The organism is Paraglaciecola chathamensis S18K6 (assembly GCA_000314955.1).
GTDB lineage: Bacteria > Pseudomonadota > Gammaproteobacteria > Enterobacterales > Alteromonadaceae > Paraglaciecola > Paraglaciecola chathamensis.
Genome location: BAEM01000014.1, coordinates 76,988 through 96,362, shown reverse-complemented (window position 1 = coordinate 96,362; position 19,375 = coordinate 76,988). Strand labels below are relative to the sequence as shown.

At 44.7% G+C, this 19,375-nt stretch carries 10 protein-coding genes; 5 read left to right on the top strand and 5 right to left on the bottom strand.

Features of this window, described 5'->3' with window-relative positions:
- Positions 1-58: 58 nt before the first annotated feature.
- From GCHA_RS04840 to GCHA_RS04820, 5 genes are all read right to left on the bottom strand, one after another.
- A complete protein-coding gene (locus tag GCHA_RS04840) occupies positions 59-2,908 on the bottom strand; it encodes a TonB-dependent receptor domain-containing protein (RefSeq protein WP_007985679.1) in 2,850 nt (949 codons plus the stop codon).
- Between the two features lie 354 nt (positions 2,909-3,262).
- The gene (locus tag GCHA_RS04835; protein ID WP_007985678.1) at positions 3,263-4,111 is read right to left on the bottom strand and encodes a MurR/RpiR family transcriptional regulator; all 849 of its coding nucleotides are present in this window, start codon (positions 4,109-4,111) and stop codon (positions 3,263-3,265) included.
- Positions 4,112-4,353: 242 nt separating this feature from the next.
- Positions 4,354-4,755 carry an NUDIX hydrolase gene (locus tag GCHA_RS04830; RefSeq protein WP_007985677.1) on the bottom strand — a complete coding sequence of 134 codons (402 nt, stop codon included), beginning with the start codon at positions 4,753-4,755 and terminating at the stop codon, positions 4,354-4,356.
- Between the two features lie 135 nt (positions 4,756-4,890).
- Entirely contained in the window at positions 4,891-6,792 is a 1,902-nt protein-coding gene (locus GCHA_RS04825) for a glycoside hydrolase family 3 protein (protein ID WP_007985669.1), read from the bottom strand.
- Between the two features lie 167 nt (positions 6,793-6,959).
- Entirely contained in the window at positions 6,960-9,986 is a 3,027-nt protein-coding gene (locus GCHA_RS04820; protein WP_039992097.1) for a TonB-dependent receptor, read from the bottom strand.
- A gap of 499 nt (positions 9,987-10,485) precedes the next feature.
- Here GCHA_RS04820 and pbp4b point away from each other — a divergent pair, with 499 nt between their 5' ends.
- The 5 genes from pbp4b (at position 10,486) to GCHA_RS04795 (ending at position 19,373) form a co-directional block, all read left to right on the top strand.
- A complete protein-coding gene (gene pbp4b, locus GCHA_RS04815; protein WP_007985664.1) occupies positions 10,486-12,942 on the top strand; it encodes a penicillin binding protein PBP4B in 2,457 nt (818 codons plus the stop codon).
- 60 nt (positions 12,943-13,002) lie between these two features.
- Positions 13,003-14,673, top strand: a complete 1,671-nt coding sequence (locus GCHA_RS04810; protein ID WP_007985662.1) for a serine hydrolase — start codon at positions 13,003-13,005, stop codon at positions 14,671-14,673.
- 277 nt (positions 14,674-14,950) lie between these two features.
- On the top strand, positions 14,951-16,417 hold the full coding sequence (locus GCHA_RS04805; RefSeq protein WP_007985660.1) for a RimK family ATP-grasp domain-containing protein: 1,467 nt from the start codon (positions 14,951-14,953) through the stop codon (positions 16,415-16,417).
- A gap of 1 nt (position 16,418) precedes the next feature.
- The gene (locus GCHA_RS04800) at positions 16,419-17,609 is read left to right on the top strand and encodes a GNAT family N-acetyltransferase/peptidase C39 family protein (protein WP_007985658.1); all 1,191 of its coding nucleotides are present in this window, start codon (positions 16,419-16,421) and stop codon (positions 17,607-17,609) included.
- Between the two features lie 432 nt (positions 17,610-18,041).
- A complete protein-coding gene (locus tag GCHA_RS04795; protein ID WP_007985656.1) occupies positions 18,042-19,373 on the top strand; it encodes a sigma-54-dependent transcriptional regulator in 1,332 nt (443 codons plus the stop codon).
- The last annotated feature ends 2 nt before the right edge of the window (positions 19,374-19,375 follow it).

Here is a 19,375-nt window from a genome sequence, read left to right as displayed (position 1 = left end):
AAACTACTACTAAATTAAAGTGAGCTTTTTTAATATTCGCAGTACAAGCGCAGCTAGTTTACATCTCGTATGAGACTGTCACATAGCCGAAGCGACCAATGTTCTCGTACGCCCCTGTGTTTTCGCCTGTACCAGTTGTGCCGTAAGGCAGCTCTCGGTTAAAGACGTTATCCACACCGACAGTCAGTGAGAAGCCATTTTCAAATGCATAGCCTACTGTGACGTCAGATACCGCGTAAGAGCCGTATTCCATTAAGGTGCTACGGTTAGGGTTAACAGCAAGTTCTTGATTGTCATAGATGCTAACACGCTCTAAATAACGCGTTTTGATACCCGCTTGCCATGCATCAACCATGTAGTTTACGCTTAGCATACCTTGCCATTCTGATTCACCCGCTGTGCCAGCGTATTCAACATAGTCAGACGTATCTTCTTGGAACGGATACTCTTTACGTTCAATCAGGTAGGTGCCGATCAAATTGGTTTTAAATGAACCGCCTAGGGCGTCAAAGTCGTAGCCGAACTCGAAATCTACACCTGATGCATCTTGACCTGAAAGGTTAAGAGCAAAGCTTCTGATTTGTGAAATTTCACCACTTGCATCACGGGAGATAAGCGAACAGTAATCATTGTTTACGCCGCTTGTGTTATCAACGCAGCGATCAAGAATGGTTTGTGAGTCTACTGAGGAAATTGCATCGGTCAGTTCTATTTTCCAGTAATCAATAGTGGCAACAAAACCTTCAAGGTAAGCCGGCTGATAAACCACGCCCACAGTGGTACTTTTTGATTCTTCAGCACGAAGGTTAATGTTACCGCCTTGCTCGCCTTCAATAGTTGCTTGGTCGTAATCTGAATCAAAATCAGTGGGTACACCTAACGCGGCACAGTTAGCGGTACGGGTCGACGCGTCAGCGAGTTGACCTAGCTCAGAGGTTTTACACGGATCGTCAATGCTGAAAAAGGTCTGGCTTGCCTCACCGAACAATTCGCTAATGTTAGGGGCACGCAAAGCGGATGAGTGAGTAGAGCGGATACGTAAGTCATCATACACTTGCCAATCTAGGCCCAACTTCCAGCTTTTTGCATTGCCAATTGTGCTGTAATCAGCAATACGCAATGCAGTTTCAAAGTTAAGATCTTGAATGCCTGGTAAGTCAGTGAGCAAGGGTACTGAGAATTCTACGTAAGCTTCTTTAACATCAAAGTCGCCCTTGTCTTCGCCCAATACGTTGAAAAAGGTACCGGCCGCATTGTCTGGCTCTTCGATCTCACTTTCTTCTTTACGGTACTCAATACCGGCTGCGAAACCGACGTAACCTGCTGGTAATTCATAAATACCAGAGTTATTTACCGAGCCGCCCACGACTGTTTGGGTAATGGTGCTGTTACCAACAGAGGTAGTGTTAACGTAATCTATCGCCTCTTGGCTAGGCGCGCCGTCACCTAATAGGTTCAATGGTGCGCAGCCTGCTGCTTGAGCCTCTGGATTACTACATACAATTGAGCCGTCGTCAGCTTCAACAGCATCTACTGCATTGTAGAAGTTAGCCAGTACAAGGTTATTTTTGTTGGCACGCTCTAGTTTGGTTTCACCGCGAGTGATATAGGTTTCAAAGCCCCAGTCGTCGTTGATGTAACCTTCAAGGCCGGCAACAAACGCAGTGGTTTCACGCTCGTCATCTTCAATTCTGCGGCCAACATCAGTCAACATGCGATCGATAGTAATGCTCGTAAGGTTATTTGCACCCATAAGGGCACGCAGGTCATCCCCTACATACGGGTTATCGTTTTGAATAGTAATGGCATCATCTGGCGCTTCGAAGAAGAAAAACGCAGGCTGACCAATATTAGTTGAGCGAGTACGAGCGTATTTGCCTTCTACGTAACCACGGATATTATCCGTTAAGTCGTAGCTTAACTTCAGGTTATAGTTGGTACGGTCGAACTCAGGCTGAAGCTCGGTGAATTGGTTCAAATTAATGAAGTCACAGTTTTCACAAGCAATGCCGTCTACGTTATCACCAAGGTACACGTCGCGTACTGAGCCGTTGGGGTTAAATGAGTAGTAGTCATCCCCAATTGCAAAGGTCCCTGCGTTACTTAATGCATAGATACCTGCATTTGGGGTGTAGATATCATCTGGCACATCTAAAGAATCTTTATTTTCTTCAGTTTGCGCTTGGTTTGCCAAGTTACGGAATGAAGTAGACGTCCAAGGGTTATCAAGGGCGTTCAGGCTTTCTTGGCTGCTGTGTTCAACAGAGAAGGCGATATTACCGCGATCATCATTGAAGTTAGTGCCGTAAGAGAATGAATACTTGTCGTTGCTGTAGTCGTGGTTGTCAGCATAGCCTTTGGTCGCGCTAACTTGTAAGCCTTCAATCTTGTCTTTAAGAATAAAGTTAACCACGCCGGTAACCGCATCGGCACCGTAGACCGCTGATGCACCACCTGTGATGATTTCAACGCGCTCTATCCAGCTGGTGGGTATGGTGTTGGTATCAACAGATGCAGTACCTGCACTACTTGCCACGTGGCGCTTGCCGTTGACCAATACAAGCGTACGTTCTGTGCCCATTCCACGTAAATCAAGAAGGCTTAATCCAGCCGTACCAATGAATTGACCAGAGTTTGAAAGAGAGTAGGTACTTGCTAAAGCCGGAAGCTCGTTTAGTGCTTCACCGATATTCATTGCGCCAGTATTCAGTAAACTTTCGCCGCTAAGCACTGTCACAGGAGAAGGTGCAATGGCCCCTTCACGAAGAATGCGAGAACCTGTGATTTGAATTTTTTCAACTGTGTCAGCTGATTGCGCGTCAGTGCTTTGTTGAGCCAAAGCCTGTTGTGTCATCGCAATTGAGCCGCCTAAAAGCGCGAGCTTTACGGCCTGAGTGATTTTATGCATATGTGTCCCTGAGAAGATATTTATAGGAAATAAAGAATTCATCTGCTGTAAGCGCAGATTGTAGTGAATTGTATTGCTCATTAGGTTGATATTCAAACAAATGTATCGTGAATAATTTGTTAAATGGTGTTAATAACTGTTTACGTGCTCACTATTCGCCCGATTAGCGATTGCTAAATGCGCAGATCGACTGAACTTTGCACTGATTTTTTAGTGGGTTGGAATGGCCGGATTAAATAACTTTAATCCCATCAGGGAGTTACCCTGCAAAGGGCGAGTAGAACCAAAAAACAGCGTAAATTACGCTGAATTTAAGTGTATTTAGCTGAATTTAGCGCGGATATTGGCGAAATGTTAAGACGATTGGCGAAAGTCACTGACCACAGAGTTGGTTTTCTCGAGCAATAGGCGTCCCTGGCGAGATGACTGAGTGATCGCGATAAACAAAATGTCGATAATAAACTCTTGTGCTGTACGCGCCATGATAGAGGATAAACGCGCTGATTCTTCTTCAGCAACTGAATACAATTTGATATCGGCAAGATCAGAAACCGGCGTCGCTCCGTAGCGAGTGACTGTGATCACTTTGCAATTATTTTGCTTGGCTTGTTTGACTACGTTGACGATTTCTCGGGTACTACCGGATTCACTGATTGCAAACACCACATCATTTTCCGATAGGGTGGCTGCAAACGCTAGTTGCGCATGCATATCAGGCTCTTCAATGGCGAGCATTCCGAGTTTTTGTAGCTTGTAAGAAAAATCCTTTCCCACTAACGCTGAGCCGCCTAAGCCGCAAATTAAAATGCGTTTGGCGGATTTGAGCAAATCCACAGCTTGATGAAACGCAGCTTCTTCATTGAGGTTTTTGGTTTCTGTTAATACGGCCACTTTACTGCTGAGCAATTTCTCAGATACTTGCTTGAAACTGTCATTAAGGGTGATTTTGCCGTGTAGGTTACCCTCGGTTGTCGTGGAATTTAAGGCATCGATCACCCCTAATTTAAACGCTGGGTAACCTTTATAACCGAGTTTCTGGGCGAACTTAACCACACTGGATTGACTGACACCGACTACGTTTGCGAGCTCTTGTGAGGATAAGTCACGCACCGCGTTTGATGAACTAAGTACAAACTTAGCCAGTTTCAGTTCGCTATTTGATAAGGTATCTTTAATGGCTTTTATTTTTGTGAAAGTAGACATTAAGCAACTCTAAGTAATAATTTATTATTTAGTTTACCGTAATTTTAGCAACTTACGTGTAAAACCCAGAAAAAATAAGAGCAATAAGCTTACCGTTTTTATCGGTTAAGGTTAAATATAAATCGATAAATTATTCAATTGCTCTAAACACAGTTCAATTTAAAATTTCTTATGTTTTGCGTATTATTCCGCCGCAGTGCGAATGACGTATCTCCGTTTACTCAAGGCTTCAGATAGACCATTCAGAACGCATCACTGACCACGCGACCTGTAAACGCAGCGCATTGTTGAATGCGCTGTTTTTGAACAGGTGACAGTGTTTCAATATCAAAATAACCATATTCGCTGTGTTCGTCACTTAGACATATGGCTTGTTCTGGCAATCGCACTTTAAAAATACAGGCTTGTGAATTGTGCGCACTGTGAAAATACACACCAGATAGGTAGTCAATTTCAACATTTACGCCAAGCTCCTCATAACATTCTCGCAGCAAAGCCTGATGAATCGTTTCACCGGGCTCGAGTGCGCCTCCGGGCAACCCCCAGGCGCAATTACCGTAGGTGGCTTTCAATAAAAGCACTTGTCCTAACGCATTGAAAACCACGCCATGACTACTGATGCGAAACGTATCGTTAAATGCCATCGTTTCTCCAAGGGTTCAAAATTGCTTGCTTTGTACTATTTAATACCAATCAACAAGTAACGGCCTGTGCCTTAACAAGACCGTTTACTTGACAGAATATTTCACGCATTCACCCATGGTTGAGTTGTTTGATGATTAATCGTTCACTTTATCGATACTAACCGGCAGAGCACCTGTTGCTCGTTGATTACCCACCAGTATATTGGCTAACGCGCGATAGATTGGACCGTCATAATATAACGTTGCTTGCCCACTAGCATCGACTTGCTCTGTGACTTGTGTGTTATAGGCAAAACTTGCCAAGATGCCATCAAGGTAATCCGCGTAATCGACGACTGCATAGGGGGTGCGCATGCTAATCAGTAACGATATTTGATGGGGTTTTACCTCTTTCATTAATGACATTAGTTTTGCGTCCAAGGCTTCTTTTTTCGGCCGTAGGCGCCAATCGGTAATGTCATCCATGCCGCCCATCTCTACCAAGCTTTGTTGCGGAGTGATATCACTAAAAATAACCAGTTGCGCGGTGCGTTGTTGAGCAATAATGTGCTGTGTTGTGTCGCTAACAAGACTGGCACAGCGAATAGCAACATCAGTTGTTGAGGGAGTCGCTTTTAGTGCATCATCTAGCGCAGTGGTCATTGCCATGCATTTGCTGTTATCAGGCATCACTAACTGAATGATTTTGGTGGCTGGTTTTATCGGCCATGCTTGCTGGTTTTTAATCGCCACGATTGCACTGTTCGCTAGCTCTTGTTCTGCTTTTAAATGTGCTGGAGAAGCCAGTGTTTTTCGGGCCTTTACTAGAGCTTGAGACAAAGTAAGTTGTTCTTTTTCAGTGGGAACATAGCGCTGTTTTAAGGTATTAATACGCGCGACTGACTGCTCTACTTCTGCTAATGATAATTCACCTGTTTGCACGCTATAGGCTAAATCTGTAATCATCTTTTTAAGTTTAGGTATGTCTTGTGCCGTGCGGATGGCTAATGGCATTAGAGCGATGTCTGTGCCTGCTTTAAATGTTTGTAGCACCGCTTCTGTGGGTTCATAAAAGTGCGCGATGGCGGCCATATCCAGCGCATCGGTAATGATTACACCATTAAAGCCCATTTTGTCTCTTAACAGGTCAGTTAGAATTGCCCGCGACATTGTGGCCGGTAGCACCGTTTTTGTACCATTGGTAGCAGTGAACATGCTGTTATCAAGTGCTGGGTATTGAATATGGGCAGTCATGATCATGCCGGGGTCACCATGCTCGATGGCATATTGAAATGGGGCGAGGTCTACCGCTTTTATTTGGGCTAAATCATGCTCTACCAAGGGTAAGCCTGAATGGCTGTCGGTACTGGTATCACCGTGGCCTGGAAAATGTTTTAGTGCAGCAATCACCTTGTTATTTTGCATGGCTTGCATTTGCGCGAAGCCCAACTGAGATACGACGTGAGGATCTTCGCCGAACGAACGTACGTTTATCACTGGGTTCTCTGGGTTTACATTCACATCTACCGATGGTGCAAAATTCACATTAAAGCCCAGTACCGCTAGCTCTTTCGCAATTACGTCTCCGCTGAGAGTGGCAAAGTGTGTTCCATGTTCTGCGTAGGTGGCACCAATGGCCATATTACCACTAAATGCTGTGCTTATATTTTGCGGAATGCGCACCACGCGCCCGCCTTCTTGGTCTATGGATATAAGTAAAGGAGAGTGGCCGCCTGCTGCCGATGCAGCTTGCAAGTCACGGTTTAAACGGATCATTTGTTCAGTGTCTTGCAAATTATTGGCAAACAGAATAATGCCGCCGATACCCGTATCAGCAACCATGTCTTTAAGCTCGTCAGGTAATGTGGTCACAGGAGTGGTGCAACGCTGCGTCGCAGGATTGATGTCATTTTCACGACAAAAATAGCGTATATCGAGCATTAGCTTTTGGGCTACTAAGGCTTCAATTCGCGGATCAACAGTTGGTTTGTTTGCGCAGGAAACAAAGGTTAAGACCAATAAACTGATTAACAAAATACGCACTGGCCTAACGCCCATGACTCACTCCTGAAAAAATAGCGCGACTACGCTCTGTGCAATAACACCATGCGTTGATGCAATAAGATAGCGCGTGACAAAAATTAAAATAGATAAAAAAATCCCCGCCATAAGCGGGGATAAACAAACAACTACCTGTATTCGCTAAGGATAGTCGTCAAGCTGGATTAGTAATTTAAACTAACCGAAAGTTGCACACGGCGTGGGTTTATCAAGTTTCGTGCTTCACCAAAGGTGGCGCTAGACACGATAGGTTGATAGTTGTAACCGGTTTGACGGTCAAACACGTTGAATACGTCAGCTTTAAACTGCAACTCTAGATCTTCCGTTAGGTTGAATGCTTGTGCATAGTTTAAGTCTAACTGCCAATGGCTTGATTCACGGCGGCTACCAGCGGGTTCAGAGTAACGAATAGTTGAGCTTGAGTAACCGTAAGCTCCGCCATCCCACGCTTCCCATACATCACCAGACTGGAAGACAAAGTTGAAACCAATGTCGGCATTCCAATCAGTGGTGTAATAACCTAGGGCTTTGAGCACATGAGGACGGTCGCCATTCAGGGTACCTGATTTACCATCCCACAACATGCGGCCGGGGCCGTCACCTAAGTTAGACGAGCCAACAAACAAGTTGCCGTCAGAGGCTGTACTTGTAATGTCTTGGTCATAGTTACCGTAGTAATGACTCCATACGTAAGACACGTTCAAGTAGTAGTTGTCGCCGGTATAGTCACCTTCAATACTCCACTCGTAATACGTATTTTCAGCGCCATCTAATTCGGCAATAACATAACTACCATCACTGGCACTTAATCCCATGCTGGCATATTGCTCAGCTAAATCGGGGATAAATAAGCCTTTGTCGCGCAAGTTTTCAGGTACGCCTCCAAACGGGCCGTAATCACCGTAAGTGCGGGCGTTATTAGGTTGATCTTCCCATGCGTGGAAAGCCTTACGCTGACGTAAGTGAGTGCGTACAAAGAATTCATTTGATATGTACTTCGTCATACCTATGGTGATTTCGTCAGTACGACGAGCATCCATGTCATCTTGGAATAATTTACCTGATGAACCGTTTGCTTCAGTGTTGCCAATGAATGCACCGTCGGCATCAAAGTAAACTACTTGAGTTGATTGGTTGTTACGATCCCAAGATGCAGCACGCGCCAAAGACGTGGTATCAGGGTTATAACTAGCGAAGTTAGCAAACACAGTATCGCGACCGTTGTACGCCCAAGTAATACCTAGACGTGGCTGGATCATGTCCATAAAGTCAAGCTCATACATTTTGTATTTGTTGCCTGGCGCGACTTCGTAACCAGAAGCGTTGGCTGAGTTTTCTCTTAACCCTTGGCCGTATAAAGTGTCATTACTGAACAAGAAGCCCACGTTATAGGTAAAGTCGCCATGCTCAATTGTATCGTTCACTTCAATGTTGATAACTTCAGATGTTGAAGTCAGTGGGTTTAGGTTCTCTTCGCCATTTAAGCTATTTGAGTAAACGGTGGCGCTGTAATAGATAGCCTCATCCGTTTCAAAGTTGGTATCTACGCCTAAACCGCCGTTATAGCTGATTGCGCCCCAACCGTTTGACAGGCGAGTCAGCACCTCTTCGCTTTCTTTCCACTGCCCACCAATATGAATATTGTGCACGGTGTTGCCTAATTCCATTTCATGGTCAAGAGCAACTTCAAAACTCTGACGTGAGAAGTCTTGGTTGTTAATCAGAGATGCGCCACCAATATTGCCGCCACCGGTTATTACACCTGCATCATCAAGGTAGCCATACGTATCGATCAATACTTGTGCTGTCTGTGCATCAAAACCTTCATCAGTTCTGATAGTCGGCACAAAGAATAGGCCTTGTTGATCCAAGTTATTTAGATCAAGAGAGCCGCCAATAGTGGGAGTGACACTTGAATAAATTGTGTCAGGGCGACTCGAGTTTTCGTTTTTAAAGTCACTGTACTGGAAGGTTAACGTGGTGTAATCATCGATAATATATGACCCATCGATGGTGAATATATCTTGTGATACTGAACTACCTTCAGACGTCGAATCAGCCGCTTTCGAATCAACAGAGTCGCCTACAACCTCTTTATCAGACGTTCTGTAGCTAACGTTGAATAACAGGTCTTCGGTAGGGGCCCAGGTTAATTTACCGAAATATTCATCACGGTCACTTTCGTATTCTTTTGTTGGGCCATAAGCCGTTTCTTTATTGTCGCGGGTGATTTCCGGGCCAAAGTAAGAACCATAAAAATACAATTCATCTTCAATCAGGGCGCCGCTGACATTGGCGCTCATCCAGGTTTTGTCTTCTTCAAAAGTCGACGTTGTGCTTTCTGTTGTATCTCGGTCTGCTGACAAGCTCGCAGGTTCGATACGGTACTCTACACTGGCGTGAAATTCGTTTGTGCCAGACTTTGATAAGGTGTTAATGGATAAACCGCCTGCACGGTTAAAACCAATTGCTTTTGCACCCCCGCGATCAATTGATACATAGGCAACATCTTGCGTTGAAGGCTCAGATGCAAGGTTTCCGTACATGGGTAGCGAAACGTCTACCCCATCAAAACCGTATTTGTTATCACGACCCGAACCACCAGCTGATGGGCCAAGAGTGGCATTTTCTGAGTATTGAACTCCCGGAATGATAGCTAATAAAGAGCGGTAATCTTGTCCAGTAGGTACGCGAGAAATGACATCTTCGCCTAGGGAATTGGTCAACGAAGAATCCCCTTCGCGGCTGATACGAGAGCCAACAATTTGAATGACTTCGGTGCTATCAACAGGTGCAGCTTCAAACGCTACATCAACGTTAGATGTTTGGTCTAGCAATACATCGACTTGGGTTTGGCGCACCGTACCGTCAGAAGAAGTAAACGTTAGCGTATATCTGCCTGGTTTCAATGCAGGTAGAACATAGCTGCCATCCGCTTTTGTTTTTACTGTTCTAGGTTTGGGCATCACGTTACTTGACGCAGTAACCGTTACATCACTTACTGCGATGTCAGCCGCTTGAGTTTCAACCTTACCTTTTATGCCGCCAGCTTGTTGCGCTAGAGCAGCGGGCGCGCCTGCCAAAGAGCTGGCAAGCAGTACCGCTGAAAGCGTGGTTGCGCGATTGTTCCATGCACCTTGCATGGCACTGTATATCCGTTGTTGTATGAAATTCCTAGATTGTGTAGCCATGTGTTCACCTATTTGTTGCTTGTGCTTTTTTATTTGAGGACGACGACTCATAAGCCTTCATAAAGTCATTTTTTATTATTGTTGTCTGAACATTTAACAAACAATATTCAGTATCGTCAAGAATAATATGTTCTTTATTGTCAGTTTTTTAGTAATAATTTATCTGTTACGTATATGTGAAAAATTCGTGATTGACTTAAAAACGGGTAAGAATGCGTGTTAGACGAATGTATAAGGGTATTTTTTATTACCCTATTTAGCAGTTGCTGTATAAAAGACAGTCTGTTGATTGAATAAAATACAACGCAAACTCGCACGCAACATAACGCGAAGCTGATATATATTGCTCTGCTGTCTCATGTGGTAAAACTGAACATTAAGTTATGGAATTATTATTCAGATTATTTATTATAACAGTAATTAATTATTCTAAACTGTGATCTGCTAAGAATAAAAAGTGATCTGGCAGATAAAAAGCTAACGGGATATCCTCAGTATCATGAAAAAACTTATAGCCAGTTGGCAGCGTTCTGTCTTGATAAGCATATTAACGGTAGGTATCGTCAGCTGCGCGACTATGCCGATTAGCGATATGCCTTCAAAAAACTTTGGCCATCGAGTCAAATTTTTAGTTATGCATTTCACAGCTATCGACTATCAGAAATCGGTTCACGCGTTGGTCGACGAGGGTGGATTGAGTGCCCACTACCTTATCCCTGAATCGAATGATCCTAGTTATCCTAATGATTCGCTGGAAATCCTTAAGCTAGTGGATGAAGACAAACGCGCTTGGCATGCGGGTAATAGTGTGTGGCAAGGGCGCAGCGAACTAAACGATTCTTCAATCGGCATTGAAATAGTCAATGTGCCTGAGTGCCATTTTGATAGTGAAGCGAAGACAACGTCAGAGCATGGCGAAAATCGCTTATGTGTATTTCCTGACTACGACCCTAAACAAATCGAATTGTTAATTGCCCTAAGCAAAGACATACTTGCGCGCAACCCCGATATATCACCCACGCGCGTTGTAGGGCACGCGGATATTGCCCCGGCACGCAAAAATGACCCGGGTCCGCGGTTTCCCTGGTTCGAATTGTACCAAGCAGGAATTGGCGCATGGTATGACAATGACACATTTGAACAGTACTGGCAGCGCTTTAATCAATACCAACCGAACATTGGGCTAGTACAAAGTGCATTGCGAGCCTATGGCTATAACGTGCTTGAAACGGGCATACGAGACGAGCAAACAAGAAATGCGATCAGTGCGTTTCAGATGCATTTTTTACCTTGGCAAGTAACAGGTAAAGCAGACAGCAAAACTGCCGCGGCCATTTTTGCTTTACTGGATAAATACTTTAATAAAAAAGCCAAAACCTTGATGGCTCGCTATATAGAAGAGCAAGTTCCTCAGACAAAAGATATTAAAGTGGTAAAGCATGGGCAAGTGGACGAGGTTTTTCCTATGCAACAACGCAGCACTCGGCAGCTAGTTAACGATCGTAAACGTTTTAAAGCCTACCAAGGGCGCGGTCAAATTCAACTAACCAGCCAAGGCGCAGCGAAAGCAGATATTTATGTGAACGGCCAAAAACTCAATATAACTCAGCCTTTCGCCCCGGATGAAAGCTACGAGTACAGCCTAAAACGTCGCACGCGAGACGGAATGAATACTTTGCGAGTGGATAATATTCTGCCACAAGGTAGCGAGTTAAAGGTAACGATCCCATCCCCCGTCTTGGTTGATAATAGCGCGTCCTATCAAAACCGATTCAAACAAGTCGATGACTTAATAGAGCAAGACGTCAAAAACGGGTTTCCAGGTGCGGTATTGTTGGTGATGCAAAACGGCGAAATTATTAAACGCAGTGCATACGGTGACGCCCGTAAATATGCTGATGGTGGCGAATTACTCCCCAGCCCCCAAAAAATGCGCACCGATACCTTATTTGATATCGCTTCGAACACAAAGATGTTTGCTACCAACTTGGCTTTGATGAAGTTGGTTAGCGAAGGGAAACTGGACGTGAATGCGCCAATTGAGCAATACATGCCCGATTACCAAGGTGGTGGCCGTGATACTCGCTTAGTGCGAGATTTGCTTACGCATACCGCTGGCTACGCCCCACAAGTGCGTTTTTTCACGCCTGACAACGGCGTAAGCAAGAGCCTATATTCGCAAAACCCACAGCGAACGGACCAGCTATTGCTCAATCGCGTACCCTTTGCCATGGGGCGCAATGTTAAGGCTGTGTACAGCGATACCGATTATATGTTGCTAGGTATGTTGGTTGAGCGATTAACTGGCATGGGGCTAGATGCCTACGTGGAACATCAAATTTATCAACCCTTGGGATTAACCAACACCTTGTTTAACCCATTGTTAAAAGGTCGAGCGAAAGCAGAATTTGCAGCCACTGAAATTCAAGGCAATAGCCGCGGTGGGCGCGTTAGCTTCGATAATATGCGTGAATATGTGTTGCAAGGCGAAGTGCATGATGAAAAAGCCTTTTATTCCCTTGGCGGTGTGGCAGGCCATGCTGGCTTGTTTTCTACGGTGGACGACCTAGCCGTGTTGGGGCAGTTACTTTTAAACGGCGGAGGCTACGGGCAAACCCAAATATTTGATGAAGCAGCATTACAGCAATTTATCAAACCAGAAGAACGGGACGACAGCTATGGTTTGGGCTGGCGCCGAGCAGGGCATGGGCAAAGCAAGTGGCATTTTGGCCCTTACGCTAGCGCGCAAGCCTATGGGCATACAGGATGGACAGGCACAGTTTCGGTGATTGATCCCAAATACGACTTAGCGATATTTTTACTGAGCAATGCACGGCATTCAAAAGTACAAGAAGATGACAGCGGCCATGTGGAGTTCGCAGGTAAAACGTTTGAAACCGGTAAGTACGGTAGTGTTATTAGCTTGGTGTACGAGGCCGTGCTTAACGGGAAATAAACCAGAGTCACCCTGATCCTAAGGTTACTTTTGAAGGCAAATTTTAAGGCAAACAACACTATGACGTTAAGCGACCGTAACAAGAACAATTCAGTTATCTCAGTCTTATGTTTGTGTTTGATTGTGTGGGCGACTATGTGGGCGACAACGTCAGGAGCACAAGTGAAATCAGTCAGTCACGACAAGTCTCAAGATACGTTGCTGAGCGAGGTAAAGGTAGACAGGCAAATACATAACATCATGGATAGCTTAAATATTCCGGGTGTTGCTGTAGGCGTGATTAAAGATGGGCGCATAGTGCTTGAAAAAAGTTATGGCGTAAAAGACATACGTACTAACGAGCCGCTTAGCAGTCAAAGCCTTTTTAAGATTGCTTCGAACACTAAAGCCTTTACGGCTGCGACTTTGGCCATCTTAGTCGACGAAGGAAAGCTAAGCTGGGACGACCCAGTTGTTAAGCATTTACCAGATTTTCAGTTGCACGACCCATGGATAAGCGCCCATTTTACCATTACGGACTTACTGACGCACAGAAGCGGGCTAGGCCTAGGTGCCGGGGATTTAATGCTTTGGCCTGAGCCTTCGAGTTTTAGCCGTGCTGAAGTAGTACATAACCTGCGTTACTTAAAGCCCACAGGGCAGTTTCGCGCAGATTACGCTTACGATAACTTGCTATACATTGTGGCTGGCGAAGTCGTTGCCGCAGCAAGCGGGCAACCCTGGGAGCAATTTGTTGAAAAGCGTATTTTTGCCCCTTTAGGTATGCAGCATTGTTACGCAGGCCACATACCACAAAAAGAGCGATCTTTAGCAGCTACCCCTCACGGCATGGTAAACGGCAAGCTGGCGACGATAGAGCGTGATGTCGACACCAGTAAACCCAATGTGTCAGGTGCCGCCGGCGGTATTCAATGCAGTTTAGAAGACATGTTGACTTGGGCCCAAGTGCAGTTAAATAAGGGGAACACAGCAAACACAAAGCCGCTTTTTTCAAGCAAACAGCACCAAGAAATGTGGTCAGCCAAAACGATTATGCCGGTATCTGGCACTGACAAGCGCTACAACAACAGTCATTTTAGTGCTTACGGTTTAGGCTGGCGCTTAAATGACGTCGATGGCAAGTTGCGTGTTCATCACAGTGGCAGCCTTGCAGGCATGTATTCGTATGTGACGTTTTTCCCAGAACTTGATTTAGGCATAGTAGTGCTGACCAACCAGCAATCAAGCGCGGCGCGCAGCGCAATTATGTATACCTTAATGAAACCCTATTTAGGCGATGCGGAAACAGATTGGCTTAATGTATTTGCACCTACTACATCGCCGGTCAACAGCAAAACGGCGCAGAGTAAAGCAAGCACTAACGATGCACCAATTAACCTTGTTTCAACTACCTCGGTACAAGCTGTTCCCGTAACAAACCGTTCGCTTAAAACCGCTTTGGGCCTGTATCGCGATAATTGGCTTGGTGATTTTTATATTGAGGAAAACAACGGGCGCATACAGCTCAGATCGACTCGAGTTATAAAGCTGGTGGGCGGGGTGTATGCTGATGAACAAGCTGACCGTTTTTTAGTGCGTTGGGACGACAGAAGTTTAGAGGCAGACGTGTATATCAAACTGCATCGTGACAAGAATAAAGCAATCAGTCATATTGAACTTATCCCTGTGCATGCAGACATTGATTTTAGTTACGATTTTCAAGATTTAAACCTACGTAAGGTTGATGCCTAACTATCTGATTAATAAAGTTTTATTTTGAAGTGTTGAGCGCCTTTTTAGGCGCTCTTTTTTTGCTGAAAATAATTGCTGATTTTTTGCAAAAAAGTGTTGATTAAATTTACATAACGCCTATATTCCGCACCATTATCATTGCCCAGACCATCCTACAGATGTGGCAAGCATGAGCTGTTAATTACCTAATTGATTTTGCTTGGCTTGTTTACTGACCTCCTGTTCTAGATGGCGTGTCCTAAATACAAGTCAAATTGCTATTTGGAGCGCTGTAAACATGTTTAAAACGATTATTGTGGTTGATAACGCCGAAGGCTTCCCTGTTTTAGATGCCACCGTTATTGACTTTGCTCAATACCTTGCCGACTACCCTAAAGTAGGCGAGCCCAAAACTCGTATTATTAACCTTTGTGACACAGATAAATATTTGAGTCAGGGTTACTACTGCTCACTTTTAGCCGAAGCTCGCCAACACAAGGTGTTGCCAAGTGTGAATACCATCAATGACTTGAGCGAATCATTAACCGATCAAAGCCAAGTGTTGACCCCAGTGCCTAAATACATGAGCACGGATTTGTACGCGCATATTGATGATGACGTACCGGAAGAGATTTTGCTGTTTTTTGGCTGGTCGCAAAATGAGCGTCATAAACGTATCGCCAAACACGTGTTTGAGCGCTTCCCTGCGCCTATTCTGCGATTAACCTTTAGTCGTGATGATAAAGGCTTAAGTGTGCAGCCAAAGGCGTTAGGTATTCGCGAAATCGACTCTAGCCTGTGGCCTTTGTTCGCAGAGCGCTTAGAACACTTTACGCAAAAGTATTGGCGTAGTCGCAGTCAAAAGAAACGTTTTCGTTGGGACATGGCGATTTTGGTGAACCCAGAAGAAAAGACCGCGCCTAGTGATAGCAAAGCGATTCAGAACTTTGTAAAAGCAGCAGAGCAAGTAGGTATTAGTGCTGAGGTGATCACGGCCAAACAAGGGCCAATGATCAGTCAATTCGATGCCTTGTTTATTCGTGAAACGACTGCGATAAACCACCACACTTATCAACTTGCCCGTAAAGGTGAGCAGGAAGGTTTGGAGGTGATTGACGACGCAACCTCGATTTTACGCTGTTGTAATAAGGTATTTTTGCATGACGCTTTTAGCTACAACAAGGTGCCCTCGCCAAAGAGCCGCTTTGTGTCGAACGCTAGCGATCAGACCTGTGAACTGCTGGAAGCAGAATTCGATTATCCTATGGTACTGAAGTTACCTGAGAGCTCGTTTTCGATCGGGGTATGTAAAGTAGACAACCTAGTGGAGCTTAAGCTCAAGCTAGTAGAAATGTTACGCCAGTCCGCTTTGGTGTTGGTGCAAGAATTTGTGTACACAGACTTTGATTGGCGCATAGGCGTATTAAATGGCCGTGCTATTTACGCTTGTCGTTACTTTATGGCGCGCAACCATTGGCAAATTTACAACCATAGCTCGAAGAAGCACTTCTCTGGTGATTTTGAGACCTTGCCGACCTTTGAAGTGCCTAAACCCGTGCTTGATGCAGCGATAAAAGCCAGTGCCATAGTGGGCAAAGGGTTATACGGTGTGGATATCAAACAAGTGAACAACCAGGTGTATGTGATTGAAGTCAACGACAACCCAAGCTTAGAGTCAAAAGTTGAAGATCTCTATTTGGGTAAAGAGTTGTATATGTTGGTGATGCAAGAGTTCGCTAACCGTCTTGAGTTACGAGGCAAATAAGATGTCCCTTGGGCACAAATTACAGCAAGAACAGCCAGCATTGAGTGATGCTACTTCTATGAATACTGCACAGCTTAGCAGTGTGAAAAGCGTGAGCGTGCGCAACGCCCACGTGGATGACATCACGCAGTTGGTGGCCCTAGAGAACGCCAGTTTTGAATCTGACCGATTAAGCCAGCGCCGCTTTATGCACTGGTTAAAAGCCACAAATAGCCACCGCGTTTTTATGGTCGCGACCGAAGGCGAAAACGTGCTGGGTTATGGCTTGGTCATTATGCGCAAAGGCACACGTTTGGCGCGCTTATACTCTATTGCAGTAAGCAGTACTGCCCAAGGAATGGGAGTGGGTAAAAAACTGCTACTGGCTCTTGAGCAGAAAACCCTAGAGCAAGACAAACTGTTTATGCGTCTTGAAGTGGCGACGAACAACACGGGAGCCATTAAATTATACGAGAGTTTGGGTTATCGCACCTTTGGTACATACGCCAATTACTATCAAGGCTCGATTGATGCCCTGCGCATGCAAAAGCCGATTCGCCAGAGTTTGTCGTTGCAAACGCTGCCTGAATATCCTTGGTATCAGCAGACCACTGAGTTTACCTGTGGGCCTTCATCTTTAATGATGGCCATGGCGAATCTAAAGGGCGAGCTGGACATGTCACAATCTTTGGAGTTGGATATTTGGCGGCAAGCGACCACCATTTTTATGACCTCAGGACACGGAGGCTGCCATCCCATCGGATTAGCTTTGGCCGCTCATCATTTGGGCTTTGAGGTAACAGCTTATGTGAATACAAAAGCGCCATTGTTTATAGACGGTGTGCGCAGTGAGCACAAAAAACACATCATGCAGGCAGTGGATCGGCAATTTTTACAACAAGCACAAGCCAGTGGAATAAATATCATTTACACCGATCCTGACCTTAAAGCCTTACAGAGCGGCTTAGAGAACGGCGCGGCGGTGATTAGCTTAATTAGTACTTATCAGCTTGATGGGAAAAAAATACCGCACTGGGTAACAGTTACACACATAGATAAAGATTGTTTGTATCTTCACGACCCAGATCCAGACGATTTACACCCACAACCGATGGATTGTCAGCATATTCCCATCGCTCGAGAAGATTTTTTTAGTATGTCGGCGTTTGGTAAAAGTAAATTACGAACAGCATTACTGATTTACAAAAAGTAGCATTAAATCATATGGTTGTGGTTATTCTGGCCTAAGTTAACAGGCCAGAATTAAGTGTTGTGACCTCGAGCTTTACTAAATGTGAGCTGAAAATGAGCTAAAAGTGCGGCGATCCAAATCAACAAGTAACGCGTAAAACAAGTAATTTGCCAAGTTGTGCTCTTTTGGTCTGACGTTTGCTTAAGTAGTCAATTGAACAAAAGTACCCAATTGTATATTTAACCTGAGTTGGCTTGTGATCTCTCCCATGCTCAAAGTATGGCTGTGATATAGTAGAAACAGATAAATACTGTCTAATCACATATGAGGGTAAGCAATCAGTTTACTCTACAGTAACGGGTAATCCATTAGCGATTTAATATGGCCTCAGGGCCGACATAATAACTAAAGCAAAAAATTTGGATTATCAGTACTCAAAAAGAAGGAATCAGCGTGTCTCAAATACTATTAGTCGATGATGATAAGGAATTTACCGACGTAGCAAGTAATATTATCGAGTTTTTAGGTCATGACGTCGAAATTGCCAACTGTTTAGAAGAAGCTTACAACTGTATCGAGTTTCAACGCTTCGATCACATATTGCTCGACTTTATGTTACCTGATGGTAGCGCGTTGCATTTAATAGACAAGTTAAACACGCAAGATAAAGTGCCATTTGTTACCTTGATTACTGGTCACCCATCGGTCAAAAGCATTATTTCTGGGATGTGCGGCCCTAATGTGAATTACTTGGTAAAACCCTTGCAGCGTGAAGATCTCGAATTGGTGTTATCTGGTAAAACCAAGGCCACCAAGAAGGCTAAATCGTCTGCTATTACCAAACATTTTGGTTGTTTAGTCGGCGAATCAGCGCCGATGCAAGAACTTTACGAAATGATCGAGCGAGTGGGTAAAACCAACGCCAATGTCATGTTAATGGGTGAAAGTGGTGTCGGTAAAGAAGTTGTGGCCCATGCCATACATACCGCCAGTAATACTGAAGGCCCTATGGTGGCGACCAACTGTGGTGCGCTGTCACGTGAACTGATTGGTAGTGAGTTATTTGGCCATGAAAAGGGTTCGTTTACCGGGGCGGTAGGGCGCAAAATTGGTGTGTTTGAGCAAGCTCAACAAGGTACCTTATTTCTTGATGAAATAACCGAAATGCCGTTAGAAATGCAGCCTAACTTGTTACGTGTGCTTGAAAGCAAACGTGTTACCAGAGTGGGGGCTGTAAAAGACATACCCGTTGATTGCCGAGTGATATCAGCTACCAACCGTACCGTTGACGATATTGCACAAAGCAAGGTGCTGCGTGAGGATATCTATTTCCGTTTAGCTGTTTTCCCTATCACGATACCGCCACTTCGTGAGCGCTTAGCTGATATCCCATTGCTGGCGACTGCCTTTATCGAGCAGTTGAACGCTGAAAATGATACTAATTTCGAATGGAAAAATGCTCAGCTTGATCAGTTGAAGTCTTACGCGTGGCCGGGAAACATTCGTGAATTGCGTCACGCTATTCATCGTGCTTTCATAATGAGTGATCCAACTGGTACGGAAGTGACTTTGCCGAAAAACTTTGAATCGCCGTTCGCTAAAAATCAAACATCGACTAACCAGGTTACTGCTGGGCAAACTATCGATGATGTTGAAAAAGAATTGATTCGCGTCACTTTAGAAAAGGTAGAAGGTAATAAAACGCTCGCTGCCGAAATGCTGGGGATCAGTACTAAGACCTTATATAACCGTTTAAATGCTTGGGAAAACCAAGCTCAAGGGTAAAT